The following is a 15683-nucleotide window of genomic DNA, read 5'->3' on the forward strand; positions in this document are numbered from 1 at the left end:
CGGCGATGTGGCTGATCGCGCGACGCTCGTTCACCGAGGGCTGGCCCCGGCTGATCGCGACGCTGCTGGCGGCGGTGTTCTCGATCGGCCTGATCGCGGGCTCGATGCAGTTCGCGCTGCGGGCGCAGGACGCGGTGTCGGGCAGCGACGCCAGCGAGTACGCCCGCACGGACGTCCTGGTGCACGGCGGCAGGATCGACCCCGACGACCCGTTCTCCGTGCCGGACGGCCGGGTTCGGCCGGACCTGGTGGCGGGCCGGCCGGGTGTCGCCGCCGTGGCCGGGGACGCCGTGGTCGCGGTGACCGCGGCCGGCGGGGACGGCAAGCCGATCCTCGCCCCCGCCGGCGGCCTCACGCAGCTGCGGCCGTGGGTGGCCGACCCGCGGCTCAACCCGTACACGCTGGTGGCGGGCCGGGCTCCGGCGGCAGAGGGCGAGGTCGCCGTCGTCCGGCATGTGGCGCGGGCCGGGAAGCTCGGCACCGGCTCCGGCCTGGACCTGCTGCTCCCCCGCGAGACGCTGCGGACGAAGGTCGTCGGCATCGTGACCGTGCAGGGGCGCGGCGCGGTGGCCGGCGGGGACCTGATCCTGGCCGGGCCGGCGACGGTGCGGCGGGCGGCGGGGCTGCCCGAGGGCGCCTGGCAGAGCCTGTGGGTGAAGGCCGCCCCCGGCGTCCCGGCGGCGCGGCTGAGCCAGGACCTCGCCGGCGCGCTGCGCGGCGGGTCGGTCACGGTGCGGACCGCGGCGTCCCTCCGGGACAAGCAGTCGGCCGACACGCAGGCCATGGGCGCCTCGATCGGTGGCGCGATCGGCATGCTCGCCTCGGTGTCGGTGTTCGTCGGGCTGTTCGTGGTCGCCAACACCTTCGGCACGCTGGTCCGACAGCGCACCCGGCGGCTGGCGCTGCTCAGCGCGATCGGCGCCACGCCGCGGCAGCTCAAACGGCTGATCCGGTTCGAGGCGCTGGCGCTCGGCCTGGTCGCCTCGCTGCTCGGGGTGGCGCTCGGCTATCCGATCTCGGCGGTGCTCACCCGGTTGTTCGCGGCCGACGGCTTCGACATCTCCGCGGGCGACGCCCAGTTCGGCTGGATCGCGATGAGCATCCCGGCCGCGGCGGGACTGCTGGTCACCCAGCTCGCCGCCTGGCGGGCGGCCCGCCGCGCCGCGCAGGTCTCCCCCATGCAGGCGCTGCGGGTCTCGTCCGCCGAGACGCCCGGACGTCGCTGGCCCCGCCTTCTGGGCGCGTTCGCGGTGTTCGCCTGCGCCTGGATGTTCTTCGGCCCGGCCTTCGCGGTCGGCGCCGAGGAGCCGCCGGGGGCCGAGCGCACCATCGGCATCTCCGTCCTGCTCCTGCTGGGCTCGATGGTCACGGTCTCGGCACTGGCGGTGCTCGCGCCGTTCTTCGTCGGCCCGCTGGGCGGCCTGGTCGGCAGGATCGGGACGGCGGCCGGCGGCGAGGCCGGGCGGCTGGCCCGCGCCACCATCACCCGCAGCCCCCGCCGGGTCTCCTCCGCCGCGTCCTCGCTGATGCTCGGTGTCGCGCTGGTCACCGCGACCGCGCTGGTGATGCTGTCGGCGCAGAACCGGTTCGACGAGGCGGGACGCGAGGTCATGCTGGCCGACCACGCGGTGACGGCGACCGGCAAGACCGCCTCGGGGACCGCGCCGCTGCCCGCCGACGCGGCCGCCAAGGCCGCCGCCGTGCCCGGGGTGACGCAAGCCGCGGCCCTCACGGCGACGTCGGTCACGCTGGTCGACCCGGCGCCGGGCGCCGACTCGGCGGCGCCCACCGACTTCACGGTCAGCGGGATCGACCAGGCCGCGCTGCCGTCCGTGCTGGACCTCGGCGGCCGGCTCCCGGCGCTGGCGCCCGGCCGGATCGGGCTCACGTCCACCACCATGGAGCTGTACGGGCTCAAGAAGGGCCAGCGGATCGTGGTGCGCGGGACGGGCGGCCGGGTCACGCTGACCGTGGCGGGCGCGTACCACGACCCGTCCCACCTCTTCGCCGACCAGGCCCTCGTCGCCGCCGCCACGATGCGGCAGCTCGACAAGGCCGCGCCGGTACAGGCGGTCCTGGTGCGCGGCGGCGACCCCGGCGCGCTCGCGAAGGCCGTGGCCGGGGTGCCGGGCGCCAAGGTGCTGGACCGGGCCGCCCACGTCGAGCACGCCTCCAAGGCGATGATGAACGGGCTCCAGGTGATCTACGGCTTCATCGGCATGTCGCTGCTGCTGGCGCTGTTCGGGATGGCCACCACGGTCTCGATGAGCGTCGCCGAACGGACCCGGGAGTTCGGGCTGCTCGGCGCGGTCGGCGCCACCGTGGGCCAGCTCCGCGCGATCGTCCGCTGGGAGGCGGCCGCGGTCGTGCTGCTGGGCACCCTCATGGGGCTCGGCACGGCCATCGGCACGGTGGCGCTGCTCCACACGGCGACGGGCAGTTCCTTCCTGAACCCGAACCCGCCGCTCTGGCTGGTCGCGCTGGTGGTGGCCGGCGCCGCCGTGATCACCCTGGCCGTCTCGGCGCTGCCCGCCCGCCGGGCCTCGGGAGTCCCCGTCCTGGAGGCGGCCAAGGCCGAATGAGTGCCCGTCAGGTGTAGGCGCCGCGGCGGTGGCAGTCGGCCAGGTGGTCGTCGACCAGGCCGCACGCCTGCATCAGTGCGTAGGCGGTCGTGGGGCCGACGAAGCGGAACCCGTTCTTCTTCAGCTCCTTGGCCAGGGTCTTGGACCCGTTGGTCGAAGCCGGGACGTCCTCCAGCGCCTTGGGCGCGGGGGCGTCCCGGTCGGCGTACTTCCAGACCGTCGCGGCCACGCCGCCGGGCAGGTCAAGGGCCGCACGGGCGTTGCCGATCGCGGCGTCGATCTTGGCCCGGTTGCGGACGATCGCGGCGTCCCCCATCAGCCGGTCCACGTCGGCCGGACCGAACGCGGCGACCTTCTCCATGTCGAAGCCCGCGAACGCGGCGCGGAAGCCCTCGCGCTTGCGCAGAATGGTCAGCCAGGACAGCCCGGACTGGAACGCCTCCAGGCAGAGCCGCTCGTACAGCCCTTGATCGTCGCGGACCGGACGGCCCCATTCGTCGTCGTGGTAGGCGATGTAGTCGGGCGCCGACAGCCCCCAAGGGCAGCGGGCCAGCCCGTCCTCGCCGAGGATCGCGGTGGTCACCGCCCCGTTCTACCGCACGCCTCCGACGGTTACGGACGCGCCTCGTCCGGATCGCCGGCGCTGCCGTTGTTCTTCACCAGGTCGACCCCGGTCGCACCGACGGCCGCACCGCCCGGCGACGCCCAGGGCGACTCGGGCGGCCGCGGGTCGTCGCCGGCCTCCAGCCGGCCCCGCAGCCACTCGTTCTCCCGTTCGAGACCGTCCACCCGGACGTCGCGCTCGTAAAGGGCGCGCCGGAGACGCTCGATCGCCTGGTCGGTCACGTCGATCTGGTAGCCCCACACCGCGTGCGGCAGGCCCGCCGGCGGCACCTCTCCGTAAGCGGGATCGCCGGGCGGCGGAAGCGGCCGGTCGCGCCGCGCCGCCGACAGCTCGCCCCCCTGGCCCATCGCCAGGACCACGACGGTGCCCAGCACCGCCAGGCAGGCCAGGACGAGGACCACAACCACGATCACGCTCCGATCTGTCGGCGTCTCCGCAAGCCGATCGTGCCACATGCGCGGCGGTGCGTTCGCGCCTATGACCTCGCCCGAACGCTCAGGGCGGCTGCGGGACCGGTTTCGTGCTGTGCCACGATCGGGTCATGGACGTGGACGGACCGTGCGTGCTGCCGGAGGGGGCGCCCGTACCGGAGGGCATGGTGGATGCGGGATCCGCGCCCTCGGCGGAACGGGTCGCGAAGTCGGTGGCCACGGGGAAACCGGTTCTGGTCACGCTCACCATTGGCACGGAGCGGGGAACCGGGCCCGATCCGGGCCTGCTCGCCGCCGCCTCCGTCTACGCCTGGCTGGGCGTGCGGGCGTTCCGCGCGCCGGAGGACCAGTTGCCCGCGCTGCGGCAGGTGCTGGACATGGTGGCCTCGATCAAGGGGACCCGCCCCCCGGCCCTCAGCCGCCGCGGCCTCGCCTGAAAGAACCTGAAAGAACTCGCGTGAGCCCGCCGCGGGGGGCGACGGCGGGCCCACGCTGTATTTCAAAGTCCCGGCCTACGGCGCTCGCCTGGCGGCTCGCTGCCTAACCGGGCCTTGGCGAGCGCGACATCGCTTCGCGATCTGGCCGGTGAGGCTCGCCTCCGGCATCGCCTCACCGGCCAGGTAGCGCGCTCGCGCGGTACCTGAGGTCACGTCAAGACAGGACCTGACGCTCCATCAGCGATCCGGGCCGCCCCGGTCAGTCGCGGAAGCGGTGCCAGGGGCCGGTGATCGCGAAGGTCACGCCGGGGCTCTGCCGGTTGGCGTACAGCGTCCGGCCGTCCGGGGAGAACGTGACGCCGGTGAGCTCGCTGTCGTTGAAGGCGTTGCGCGCGAACGCGAACGGCTCGCCCTCGCTGGTCGTGCCGACCAGGTACTGCTCGCCGTCGCCGTCCTCGGCCAGGATCACGCCGCCGCCGTACGGCGACACCGTGATGTTGTCCGGGCCGTCGAACCGGCCGCCCGGCTTGAAGACCAGCTCGAGCTCGATGGTCTGCTTGCGCGGGTCGTACTTCCACACCTGGCCGGCGTGGTCGGCCGCGGCGCCGTCCTCCTTGGAGGAGTAGCTGGCGACGAAGTACGCCTTGCCGTGCCCCCACCAGGCGCCTTCCAGCTTCTGGCTGCGGGTGACCTGCCCGTCCTCGAACTGCTTGCGGATCGAGGTGGACGCGGCGGCCGGGTCGGGCACCGCCTTCCACTGGACGCGGAAGGTCTTGCCCGGCTCCTGGGCCAGGGAGAGGTCGGGCAGGCCCGGGCAGTACATCGCCTCCAGGCGCCCGCCCTCCAGGTAGGCGTGGTACTGGCCGCGGTGCGCGCGCGGGCGGAACCGGTAGAACAGCCCGAACGGGCCGCTCGCGTCCTCGGTGAGGTACGCCTCCAGGGTGTGCGGGTCGATGGCGACGGCCTCGTGCGCGAACCGGCCCATCCCGGTGATCGGCACCGGCTTGGTCTTCCGGCCGGTCGGGTCGACCTCGAAGACCCAGCCGTGCGACTTGGTCTGCCCGCTGAAGCCCTCGGTCTCCTCGCAGGTCAGCCAGGTGCCCCAGGGGGTGCGGCCGCCGGCGCAGTTGGTGGCGGTGCCGGCGAGGCTGATCTCCTGCTTCAGCAGCTTGGCGGCACCGTCCAGCTCGAGGGTGGTGGTGCCGCCGAAGGCCGCCGGGTCGTACACCAGCCGGGCGTCGGCGACGGGCTTGACGCCGCTGGCGGTCTGCTCGTGGTTGCGGACCAGCCGGACGGTGTCGCGCTTGGAGCCGGCGAACGTGGCGGTGCCGTCATGCTTGCCGGGCACCTTGACGGCGCCGGAGATGACGTCGCCCTCGGCGGAGAGTGCCTTGTAGGAAAACCCCTTCGGCAGGTCCAGGACGCCCTTGGGGTCGGCGACCAGCGGGCCGTAGCCGTAGGCCTCGCCGGCCTCGGCGACGGCGGCGGTCTGGAAGATCGTGTCGAGGCTGCCGGCGAGCGCGATGGACATGGCGCCCGCGGCGCCGCCCTTCACTACGCCGCGACGTGACACGGGCATGGAGACTCCTTCACATCAATGCGATCACGGGGAGCCTGCTGTTCCGCCCTGAACCATCGGTGAACGAGCACGGTCCTCGGGAGAAACCGCCAGGACACAGTTCCGCACCGCGAACCTCCGGCCGATCCCGCCACTACGCAAAGTGACGGGCACGGAGGTTCGCCGTGCGTCGGGTCCGGGTCAGAGTTCGGCCTCGGCGTAGTCCTCGGGGGTGGCCTCGATCCGGGTCTGGGTGCGCTCCAGGAGGTCGAACGCCTCGGTGACCGACCCGGTCCAGCCGATCGCGTCGAAGATCTTGGCCCGGGCGAAGCCCTGGTCGGTCAGGGTCGCCATCAGCTCGCGCAGCGGCTCGTACACCCCGGTCGGGTCGAGGATCACCACCGGCTTGTCGTGCATGCCGAGCACGCGCGCCGTCCAGATCTCGAACAGCTCCTCCAGCGTGCCGATCCCGCCGGGCAGCACCAGGAACGCGTCGCTGCGCCGGTCCATCTCGCCCTTGCGGGAGCGCATGTCCGGCGTGACGACCAGCTCGTCGTTGGCCTCGTCGGAGATCTCCACGCTGACCAGGCCCTCGGGGATGACCCCGACGGTGCGGGCGCCGCCGGCCCGGGCGGCCCGGGCGACCGCGCCCATGCACGACACCTGGGCGCCGCCGCTGACCAGGCTGTGGCCGCGGCGGGCCAGCTCGGCACCGGCCGCGGCGGCCAGCTCCACATGCACCTTGTCGATCTTGCTGCTGGACGCGCAGAACACGCACACGGCCAGGGGCATCAGGTGCCGTCCCCGCCCTCGCGGGCGGTCTCCCGGGCGGCCGCCTTCTCCTCCTGCAGCCGCGCCTGCTTCACGTGCCCGTCCACGATCACCTGGACGACCTCCGCCGGGTCGTCGGTGACGTGGAACAGGTCCATGTCCTCCGCGGAGATCTTGGCCGAGGACAGCATGACGTCCTTCACCCAGTCCAGCAGCCCGCCCCAGAAGGCGGTGCCGACCAGCACGATCGGGAACCGGGTGATCTTCCCGGTCTGCACGAGGGTGATCGCCTCGAACAGCTCGTCCAGCGTGCCGAACCCGCCCGGCAGCACCACGAACGCCTGGGAGTACTTGACGAACATGGTCTTGCGGACGAAGAAGTAGCGGAACTCCAGCCCGATGTCGAGGTGGTCGTTCAGCTTCTGCTCGAAGGGCAGCTCGATGCCGAGCCCGACCGACAGCCCGCCGGCGTCGTCGCAGCCCTTGTTGGCCGCCTCCATGATCCCGGGCCCGCCGCCGGTGATCACCGCGTAGCCGGCCTCGTGCAGCCGCCGGCCGATGTCCACGCCCAGCTCGTACTCCTCCGTGCCGGGCTTGGTGCGGGCGCTGCCGAAGACGCTGACCGCCGGGGGGATCTCGGCCAGCAGGCCGAAGCCCTCGACGAACTCCGCCTGGATGCGCAGCACCCGCCACGGGTCGGCGTGCACCCAGTCGGCCGGTCCGCGCCCGTCGAGCAGGCGCTGGTCGGTGGTCGTCTGCGGTAGGGCCCTTCCGCGCAGCACGGCGGGCCCCTGCCGCCGGCTGGGCCGGTTCACATCGGATGTCATGCCCCACACCGTAGCCAAGGGTCCACGTGCTGAGCCGCATGTTTCCGCCCCATCGCAGTGACGCTTCCCTTGCGCGCGGCGCTGATCTGAACGTGCCGAGAAATCCCCGCTCCAAGGCCGGCCGCACGCGACCCGTCCACGGCGAGGCCCGGCGACCCGCCGCCCCGGCGGCCCCCGCGCCACTCGTCCCGGCCTGGCTGCCGCCGGAGGCTCCGCAGCCTGCGGCGGCCGTTGCCACCGACCCGCCACCCGCCCACGGCCCGGACGCCCCCGACTCGCGGACGGCGGTGCTGCCGGTCGCCGACGCCGCGCCGGTGTTCGTGGACGCCTCGGGACGCCGCGCGCGGCTCGTCCGGCGCCTCGGGATCCTCGCCGGCGGCGGGCTCATCGCGTACCTGGTGATGATCGGCGTCAACCTCGCCACGGGCGCGGACGTCCCGCTGACGCCCTGGCCCGCCGAAGCCGGCGCGACCCGCGGGCCCGCCGGCGGCGACGGGAAGCCGAGCACCCGTGCCCCCGGCGGCCCGGCACCGGCCGCCTCCAGTACCGCGGCCGTCGGCTCCGGCCCCGGCTCGGCATCGCCCAGCGGCACGCCGGACACCGGCGGCGCCACGCCCTCGGCGAGGCCCGCACCGTCCAGGACACGCGGCAAGGCCCCCGCCACACCCCCCGGCCGGCTACGCGACAAGCCCAAACAGAACGGGTAGCGGTGCGTCCCAAAGGTCATTGGATCCTGCTTCTGCTGACCGGTCTCGCGCTGTTCGCGGCACTGCTGATCGACGGATTCGCCGCCGGCCAGGTGGGCGAGGGCGTCGAGCGCCCGGGGCCGGCGGGCGGCCGGGCGCCGGCCGCGGCGACCCGCGCCGGGCCTGTGCTCAACCTCACCGACGGCACGCTGCGCAGCACCCGTCCCGCCGCCGGGACGATCGCGCTCACCTTCGACGACGGCCCCGACCCGGTATGGACGCCGCGCCTGCTCGACGTGCTGCGCCGCCACGGCGCGCAGGCCACGTTCTTCTCCGTCGGCTCGCAGGTCGCCCGGCATCCCGGCCTGGCGCGGCGGATGGTGCGCGAGGGCCACGAGATCGGGTCGCACACCTACAGCCACGTCGACCTCGGCAACACGCCGTCCTGGCGGGCCCGGCTGGAACTCGACCTGAGCCAGCGCGCGCTGGCGGGCGCGACCGGCCGCGGCACCCGGCTGCTCCGGCAGCCGTTCTCGGGCACCCCGGCCGCGCTCACCGGGGCGCAGTGGCGGGCGGCGAAGGCCGCCGCCGGGCGCGGCTACCTGACCGTGCTCACCGACCGGGACACCGAGGACTGGGCACGTCCGGGCGCCACCGCGATCGTCCGGCGCGCCACCGAGCCCGCCGGGAAGGCACGGGCCCGCCCCGGGGCGATCGTGATGCTGCACGACTCGGGCGGCGACCGTCGCGAGACCGTGGCCGCGGTCGAGGAGATCCTCCAGCGGCTGTCCGCGCGCGGCTACCGGTTCACCACGGTGTCGGAGGCGATCGGGTTGCGGGACGGGAACCCGCGCGCCTCGTTCACCGCGCAGGCGGCCGGGAAGGCGCTGGTGCTGGGGCAGCGCGGCAGCGGCTGGGTGGTCGGCGGCCTGACCGCGCTGTTCGGGGTCGCGGCCGTCCTGACGGTACTGCGGCTGGTCCTGCTGCTGGTGTTCGCGCGGATGCACACCGCCGGCGTGCGGCGGGCGCGGCGGCGACGGGCCCGGCGCAGGGCGGACCCGTATCTGCCACCGGTGTCGCTGATCGTCCCGGCCTACAACGAGGAGGCCGGGATCGCGGCGACCATCGGCTCGCTGCTGGACACCGACTACCCGGGGCCGGTCGAGGTGATCGTCGTCGACGACGGCTCCACCGACCGCACCGCCGAGATCGCCTCGTCGTTCACCGGCATCCCCGGGGTCCGGTTGATCGGCAAGCCCAACGGCGGCAAGCCGAGCGCGCTCAACACCGGCATCGCGCACGCGCGTGCGGACATCATGGTGCTGGTGGACGGCGACACCGTCTTCCAGCGCGACACCATCGGCAACCTGGTGGCGCCGATGGCCGACCCGCGGGTCGGCGCGGTCAGCGGCAACACCAAGGTCGCCAACCGGGGCGGGATCATCGGCCGCTGGCAGCACATCGAGTACGTCATCGGGTTCAACCTGGACCGGCGGCTGTTCGACGTGCTGCAGTGCATGCCGACCGTCCCAGGCGCGATCGGCGCCTTCCGCCGCGAGGCGCTCGCCTCCGTGGGCGGCGTGCCCGGCGACACCCTCGCCGAGGACACCGACCTCACCATGGCGGTCTGCCGTGCCGGCTGGCGGGTCGTGTACGAGGAGACCGCGCTGGCCTGGACGGAGGCTCCGGCCACCCTCCGCCAGCTGTGGCGGCAGCGCTACCGGTGGTGTTACGGCACGCTGCAGGCGATGTGGAAGCACCGGCGCGCACTGGTCGAACGCGGCGCGTCCGGCCGGTTCGGCCGCCGCTGCCTCTCCTACCTGTCGCTGTTCCAGGTGGTGCTGCCGCTGTTCGCGCCCGCCGTGGACGTGTTCACCGTGTACGGGTTGCTGTTCCTCGACCCCGGCACGCTCGCGTTGACGTGGATGTTCTTCACCGTGATGCAGGCGCTGGCCGGCTGGTACGCGCTGCGGCTGGACGGCGAGCCCGCCCGCGCCCTGTGGGTGCTGCCACTCCAGCAGGTGGTCTACCGGCAGCTGATGTACCTGGTGGTGGTCCAATCGCTGGTCACGGCGGTGCTGGGGGCGCGGCTGCGGTGGCACACGATCCGCCGCGCGGGCACCTTCGGCGGCACCCCTGACACCCCCGTCCGCCAGAGCGTGCCCTAGGGCGCGGAACCCTCGGCCCGTCCACGCCCCCGCCTCGAAGCCCAGGCCCGCCGCCTCCTAGCCGCCCTGGACGCCTAGAAGCGCCTGAACGAGATCGCCGGCCAGGAGGGAGGAGGACATCGCCACGGTCTCGGGTTCGCCGATGCCCTCCTCCGCGCGGCCGGCCATCTCCGCGCCGAGCGCGCCGGGACCGGCCGCGAACAGCGCGGACAGATGGCCGACCGCGGTCTCGGTCGCGGCACCGCTGACCGGGTCGGCCCGCAGGACGCCGAACGCGGACGCCAGCTCGGCGGTCTGGACGTCGATCAGGATCCGGTAGACGTCGTGGGCGTCCTTGTCGTTCAGCCTGGACGGGTTCCCCGCGCGTTCGCCGATCTTGTGCAGTTTCGCCACCAGCAGCGCGGCGGGTCCCGCGACCTTGACCCGGTAGTCGCGCGGGTCGGCCGGATCGAGGGCGGAGACCGTCATGAACGAGTTGTCCACGACGGCGGCCTCGAGCCCGCGGGCACGCCGGGCGACCCGGCGGTCGTGCGGCGGGATGCGCGCCGCCCTGGCGGACTTGCCGCCCGCCCCCGCCAGCGCCTCCGGCACCATGAGGTCGACGGGGATCCCCTCGGGATTGCGCCACGCGCCGGGCTGGCCGTCGGCCGAGGGACGGAAACCCGCCCCGCTCATGGCCTCCTCGACGCGCGGGTCGTCGTCGAGTTCCCTGGGGTCGAGGGCGAGGTCGCTGTCCTTGGTGGCCTCGGCGAGCGCGACCGGGGAACCGGAGGTCCGCAGGTAGACGGCCTGGGCCCCGATCACGATCACCGCGTTCCGGTGGGCGTCCAACGCCTCCAGCGCGTCGAGCAGCGCCGAGCGGGACCTGACGAGGAGATCGTCACTTCCGACGCCATGCGGATTCATGGTGGGTCATCCATTCGACGAGTTCTTCGGCTTCCGACGGACCGCGCCCGGGGCCGGTCATGAGATCGACCGCCACCTGTGCCGGCGCCGCGGTGGTGGCACCCGTCCGGGCGACGATCGTACGAGCGAAGACGACATCGATCCGGGGTTCGGCCACGATCACGTTCACCCCGGTCTCCGCGGGCCGGAGCCCCCATGCCCGCGCGGCCTCCTCCGCGTCGGCCGCATAGATCATCGCCGAGCGGGCGGGGGCATGGGGCGCCCATTCGGCGGCGGCCAGGGTCCCGGTGACGGCGTACCGCACCGAGCTCTCCCCGGCGCGGGACACCAGGTCCGGCAGCCCCCTGGGCGCGATCCAGCGTGTGACATGGCCGTTGCGCACGAACCCGTAGTCCTTGCTCCAGCGCCGCAACAGCGCCGCCCAATCAGGGACCGTCACGGCACCCGAGCCGCCCCGCGTCACAAGCCCTTCGCCTTCCAGGAACTTGATCACCCGATAAACCGAACCCGTCGAGACTCCGGAGACGTCGACCAATGACCGGATCGGCCACGAGACGTCGTAATCGATAAGGGCACGCACGACCCTCGCCGCGGGCGCCCCCTGCAAAGTCCCCAGCGGCCGGCCAGGACCACGCCAGGGATCCCGATCCGCCCCCCTGTCCGCGATAAAGAGCCCTGGGCGGGAAAGGGCCACATGCACATTCCCCGTCGCATCGACATAGGACAATCCCGCGTCCATCAGACGCTCACGAACCGGAGGTGACAGGTACCGGGCGAGGACGACCCCCGACCGTCCCGGCCGGGTGACCAGACGCTCTCGCGCCTCGGCCACGTCACGCCCCTGCACCAGACGCTTGACGTCCAGCACCAGGAGTCCGGAGATACCATCCGGCGCGGTCACCTCCACCAGGGTCCCGTCACCGACCTCCAGGGTCCGCGCCGTCCACCCCGGGGGCAGGCGGCGCGTCAGAACGGCGACGCCGGCCCGCAGGACGTCAGCCTCGGTTCGCGGTTCCGCTTCCACGTGCACCCCCGTTCGGGAAATAGCCTATCTCCGCAAGCGACGGAACCAGGGAATTTCCCGAACGGTCAGCCGAGCCAGGCGAGCATGCGGCGCTCGCAGTCGGCGATCAGGGGGATCTCCACGTACTCGTCCTTGGTGTGGGCCAGGGTCGGCTCTCCGGGCCCGTAGTTGACCGCCGGCACGCCAAGGGCGGCGAAGCGGGACACGTCCGTCCAGCCCAGCTTGGCCCGCACTTCCGCCCCGCTCGCCGCCACGAACGCGGCGGCGGCCGGGTGGTCCAGTCCCGGACGGGCCGCGTCCGCCCCGTCCACGATCTTCACCTCGAAGCCGGCGAAGGCCTCCCGGACGAACGCCTCGGCCTCCGCCAGCGACTTGTCGGGCGCGAACCGGTAGTTCACGGTCACGACGCACTCGTCCGGGATCACGTTCCCGGCGACGCCGCCGCGGACGTACACGGCGTTGAGGCCCTCGTGGTACTCCAGCCCGTCCACCACGGGGCGGGCGGGCTCGTAGGCGCGCAGCGCGTCCAGGATCCGGCCCGCCGTGTGGATGGCGTTGGACCCCATCCACGCCCGGGCGCTGTGGGCGCGCTCGCCCCTTGCGGTGATCTCGGCGCGCAGGGTGCCCTGGCAGCCGCCCTCGATCAGCGCGCCGGTCGGCTCCATCAGCACCGCGAAGTCGCCCGCGAGCAGGTCGGGCCGGGTCTCGACGAGCCGCTTGAGCCCGTTGCGGTCGGCCTCGACCTCCTCGCACTCGTAGAAGACGTAGGTGATGTCGCGGCTCGGCTCGGGCAGCGCGGCGGCCAGCTTGAGCGCCACCGCGACGCCGCTCTTCATGTCGGTGGTGCCGCACCCGTAGAGCCGGCCGCCCTCCACCCGGGAGGGCAGGTTGCCGTTCAGCGGGACGGTGTCGAGGTGCCCCGCGAGGATGACCCGCTCGCCGCGTCCCAGCTCCGTACGGGCGACGACGGTGTCCCCGTCGCGCACCACGGCCAGGTGCGGCAAGGGGGCGAGAGCCTCCTCGACAGCGTCGGCGAGGGCCTTCTCGTCGCCGCTCACCGACTCGATGTCGACGATCGCCGCCGTCAGGTCCACCACGTCCAAGCCCAGATCAAGCCGCATGACGCCCCAGCGTACGCACTTCGCCCGCCGCCGGGGGCGTTGCGGAGGCGGCCTGACCGCGCACTTGGTCGCGTCGAGCTCACAGGCGGCGTAGACCCGGTAGTCCTGGAGCCTGGCCAGGCCCGGCGTGCGGAAGGTTTCGCAAGCAAATTCCATTGACCGGACAGGAAGCGAAAGAAATCTGCGCCGCCGCTTTGCTGACCGTATTTGTGCGGGTCGCACAGTTAAGTCTGGTTCGCGGGCGGGTACGGCGGGGTTGCTCCGTGAACATTCCGCGAACAATCGGGGGGAACGATGCCAAAGCTCGAGACGAGGCGAGTAGCGGTCAAGAACTTCCAGCGGCCGGACGAGATCCGCGAGTTCGAGGGCAAGGGCCGCGTGGAGATCTTGACACTGGCCGGACGCGACGTCGCGCGCGGGACCTTCGAGCCCGGCTGGCGCTGGTCGCGCAACGTCAAGCCGATCGCCGGCACCGACCTGTGCGAGGTGTCGCACATGGGGCACTGCGTGTCGGGCCGGCTGCGGGTGATGATGGAGGACGGCTCGTCGCAGGAGATCGGCCCCGGTGACACCTACGCCATCCCGCCGGGCCACGACGCCGAGGTCGTGGGCGAGGAGCCCTGCGTGATGCTCGACTTCGGGGAGGTCGGCGACTACGCCAAACGCCGCTGACGACATGAGGTGGAGGAGGGCCCGCGGGCCCTCCTCCACCTATGTTCAGGTGTTGATGCCGTGGTCGCGGAGGATGTCGTTCAGCTCGGCCTTGTTGTGCCGCTGCCCCTCTTCCAGGCGCTTGAGGATCAGCACCGCGGGCAGGCCGAACGTGCCGCCCTTGAACTCCTTGGTGCGGGTGCCGCCGACGGCCACGCACCAGTCGGGGATGCGGCCGCGGCTGATCTCCTCGCCGGTCTCCACGTCGATCACCGGCATCGAGGCCGACAGGTTGGTGCCGGAGCCGACCACCGCGCCGCGGCCCACCCGGGCCCCCTCGACGATCATGGAACGGCTGCCGATCATGGCCTCGTCCTCGACCACCACCGGGACCGCGTTCGGCGGCTCCAGCACCCCGCCGATGCCGACGCCGCCGGACAGGTGGACGTTCTTGCCGACCTGGGCGCAGGAACCCACGGTCGCCCAGGTGTCGACCATCGTGCCGGAGTCGACGTAGGCGCCGATGTTGGTGAACGAGGGCATCAGCACCACGCCGGGCGCCAGGTGGGCGCCCCACCGGGCGATCGCGCCGGGGACGACGCGGACGCCCTCCAGCCGGCTCTTGAGCGGGATCCGGTCGTGGTAGCGGAAGTCGCCGACCTGGGAACGCACCATGCCGAGCACCTTGAAGCTGAGCAGGATCGCCCGCTTGGCGCGCTCGTCCACGAGGACCTGGTCGGTCGCGGGGTCGATGAAAGCGACCCGGGCCTCGCCGGAGTCGAGCTGGTCGACGGCGGCGACGATGGCGGTGCGCGCGTCGGCGTCGTCCGGCGTCAGGTCGGCGCGCCGCTCCCACAGCTCGTCGATGGTGCCGGAGATCGGGCTGGTGAACGTTTCGGTCATGGCTCCTGAGCTTAGTAGTTGCCATCTCCCGGTACGGTCGTCGCGTGGCAGCATGGGCGAGATTGAGGGCGCGGGCCCCCAAGGTCCTGAAGAGCAAACGATGGCGCTGGACGGGCGCGGCGCTGGCGGTGGTGATCGCGCTGACCGTCGGCGGGTACACGCTGTTCCACCGTGCCCGCCCGTATTTGCAAGGGTCCAGCTGCGAGGTGCAGACGACGCTCGGGAAGATGCCGCTCGATCTGGAGCAGGGCGCCAACGCCGCCACGATCGCCGCCGTGGCGTTCCGCAAGCAGCTGCCGGAGCGGGCCGCGGTGATCGCGTACGCGACCGCGATCCAGGAGTCGCGCATCCGCAACCTGCCCGACGGCGACCGCGACTCGGTCGGCATGTTCCAGCAGCGGCCCTCGCAGGGCTGGGGCAGCCCCGAGAAGCTGCGCGACCCCGTCCAGTCGACCAGCAAGTTCTACGACGCGCTGGTCAAGGTGAAGGACTACCTCGACCGCGACCTGCACGACGCGGCGCAGATCGTCCAGCGCAGCGCGGACGGCGACGCCTACGCCCAGCACGAGCCGGACGGCAAGCTCCTCGCCCGCGCCTTCACGGGCCGCGAGGCGTCCTCGGTGAGGTGCTGGTTCACCCCGAAGAAGAAGACCGCGCCGCGCCGCACGGAGGCGCTGCGCGAGATGCGCCGCGCGTTCGGCGGCCGCCTCCAATTGGACGCTCCACAAGCCGCGCTGCCCAAATCCAAAAACCAGGCGATGGCACAGCCCTCCGCCGGCGCCCGCGCGTACGACGCGGTGAAGGTGACCAACGCCCGCACCGGCTGGGCCGTCGCCACCTGGACCGTCACCCACGCCCAGGCGTACGGCCTCACCGAGATCCGCCACGGCGGCAAGCGCTGGCACGCCGGGTCCGGCCACGACGGCTGGACCCCCGACCCAAAGGCCCCCGCCAACCGCGTCATCATCCGCTGACCGGTGGCATTCGAGGTAG

15 protein-coding genes are annotated in these 15683 nt (G+C 73.0%); 6 read left to right on the forward strand and 9 right to left on the reverse strand.

Annotation, left to right across the window (positions count from 1 at the left end):
* The first annotated feature begins 5 nt into the window (after positions 1 to 5).
* Positions 6 to 2582: an FtsX-like permease family protein gene (locus ABD340_RS17290; RefSeq protein WP_344589994.1), complete on the forward strand. Its 2577-nt coding sequence runs from the start codon at positions 6 to 8 to the stop codon at positions 2580 to 2582.
* 7 nt (positions 2583 to 2589) lie between these two features.
* Here the strand turns inward: ABD340_RS17290 and ABD340_RS17295 are convergent, their stop codons facing one another.
* A complete protein-coding gene (locus ABD340_RS17295; RefSeq protein ID WP_344589995.1) occupies positions 2590 to 3165 on the reverse strand; it encodes a DNA-3-methyladenine glycosylase I in 576 nt (191 codons plus the stop codon).
* Positions 3166 to 3194: 29 nt separating this feature from the next.
* Positions 3195 to 3620, reverse strand: a complete 426-nt coding sequence (locus ABD340_RS17300; RefSeq protein ID WP_344589996.1) for a hypothetical protein — start codon at positions 3618 to 3620, stop codon at positions 3195 to 3197.
* Between the two features lie 128 nt (positions 3621 to 3748).
* Between ABD340_RS17300 and ABD340_RS17305 the strand changes: the two genes are divergently transcribed.
* Positions 3749 to 4075, forward strand: coding sequence for a hypothetical protein (locus tag ABD340_RS17305; RefSeq protein ID WP_344589997.1), 327 nt, complete (start codon positions 3749 to 3751; stop codon positions 4073 to 4075).
* A 259-nt stretch (positions 4076 to 4334) separates the two neighbouring features.
* On the opposite strand, the gene ABD340_RS17310 is transcribed toward ABD340_RS17305, so the two are convergent.
* From ABD340_RS17310 to ABD340_RS17320, 3 genes are all read right to left on the reverse strand, one after another.
* On the reverse strand, positions 4335 to 5654 hold the full coding sequence (locus tag ABD340_RS17310) for an alkaline phosphatase PhoX (RefSeq protein WP_344589998.1): 1320 nt from the start codon (positions 5652 to 5654) through the stop codon (positions 4335 to 4337).
* A 180-nt stretch (positions 5655 to 5834) separates the two neighbouring features.
* Entirely contained in the window at positions 5835 to 6425 is a 591-nt protein-coding gene (locus ABD340_RS17315) for an LOG family protein (RefSeq protein ID WP_344589999.1), read from the reverse strand.
* Positions 6425 to 7231, reverse strand: coding sequence for an LOG family protein (locus tag ABD340_RS17320; RefSeq protein WP_344590000.1), 807 nt, complete (start codon positions 7229 to 7231; stop codon positions 6425 to 6427). The genes ABD340_RS17315 and ABD340_RS17320 overlap by 1 nt, the downstream gene beginning before the upstream one ends.
* Positions 7232 to 7323: 92 nt before the next feature.
* Between ABD340_RS17320 and ABD340_RS17325 the strand changes: the two genes are divergently transcribed.
* Entirely contained in the window at positions 7324 to 7938 is a 615-nt protein-coding gene (locus ABD340_RS17325) for a hypothetical protein (protein ID WP_344590001.1), read from the forward strand.
* A gap of 2 nt (positions 7939 to 7940) precedes the next feature.
* Positions 7941 to 10085: a bifunctional polysaccharide deacetylase/glycosyltransferase family 2 protein gene (locus ABD340_RS17330; protein WP_344590002.1), complete on the forward strand. Its 2145-nt coding sequence runs from the start codon at positions 7941 to 7943 to the stop codon at positions 10083 to 10085.
* 57 nt (positions 10086 to 10142) lie between these two features.
* Here ABD340_RS17330 and ABD340_RS17335 read toward each other — a convergent pair whose 3' ends face one another.
* The 3 genes from ABD340_RS17335 to dapE form a co-directional block, all read right to left on the reverse strand.
* Positions 10143 to 10991: a hypothetical protein gene (locus ABD340_RS17335; RefSeq protein WP_344590003.1), complete on the reverse strand. Its 849-nt coding sequence runs from the start codon at positions 10989 to 10991 to the stop codon at positions 10143 to 10145.
* Entirely contained in the window at positions 10966 to 12015 is a 1050-nt protein-coding gene (locus tag ABD340_RS17340; RefSeq protein WP_344590004.1) for a hypothetical protein, read from the reverse strand. The genes ABD340_RS17335 and ABD340_RS17340 overlap by 26 nt, the downstream gene beginning before the upstream one ends.
* Positions 12016 to 12080: 65 nt before the next feature.
* Positions 12081 to 13136 carry a succinyl-diaminopimelate desuccinylase gene (gene dapE / locus ABD340_RS17345; RefSeq protein WP_344590005.1) on the reverse strand — a complete coding sequence of 352 codons (1056 nt, stop codon included), beginning with the start codon at positions 13134 to 13136 and terminating at the stop codon, positions 12081 to 12083.
* A 294-nt stretch (positions 13137 to 13430) separates the two neighbouring features.
* Here dapE and ABD340_RS17350 point away from each other — a divergent pair, with 294 nt between their 5' ends.
* Complete coding sequence (locus tag ABD340_RS17350) at positions 13431 to 13808, forward strand: cupin domain-containing protein (RefSeq protein WP_344590006.1); 378 nt, start codon at positions 13431 to 13433, stop codon at positions 13806 to 13808.
* A gap of 45 nt (positions 13809 to 13853) precedes the next feature.
* Here ABD340_RS17350 and ABD340_RS17355 read toward each other — a convergent pair whose 3' ends face one another.
* Positions 13854 to 14690 (reverse strand): 2,3,4,5-tetrahydropyridine-2,6-dicarboxylate N-succinyltransferase, encoded by an 837-nt coding sequence (locus ABD340_RS17355; RefSeq protein ID WP_344590007.1) that lies wholly within the window; start codon positions 14688 to 14690, stop codon positions 13854 to 13856.
* Between the two features lie 44 nt (positions 14691 to 14734).
* On the opposite strand from ABD340_RS17355, the gene ABD340_RS17360 reads away from it, so the two are divergent.
* Positions 14735 to 15664, forward strand: a complete 930-nt coding sequence (locus tag ABD340_RS17360; protein ID WP_344590008.1) for a hypothetical protein — start codon at positions 14735 to 14737, stop codon at positions 15662 to 15664.
* The last annotated feature ends 19 nt before the right edge of the window (positions 15665 to 15683 follow it).

This window comes from Actinomadura vinacea, from assembly GCF_039532545.1.
Taxonomy (GTDB): domain Bacteria; phylum Actinomycetota; class Actinomycetes; order Streptosporangiales; family Streptosporangiaceae; genus Spirillospora; species Spirillospora vinacea.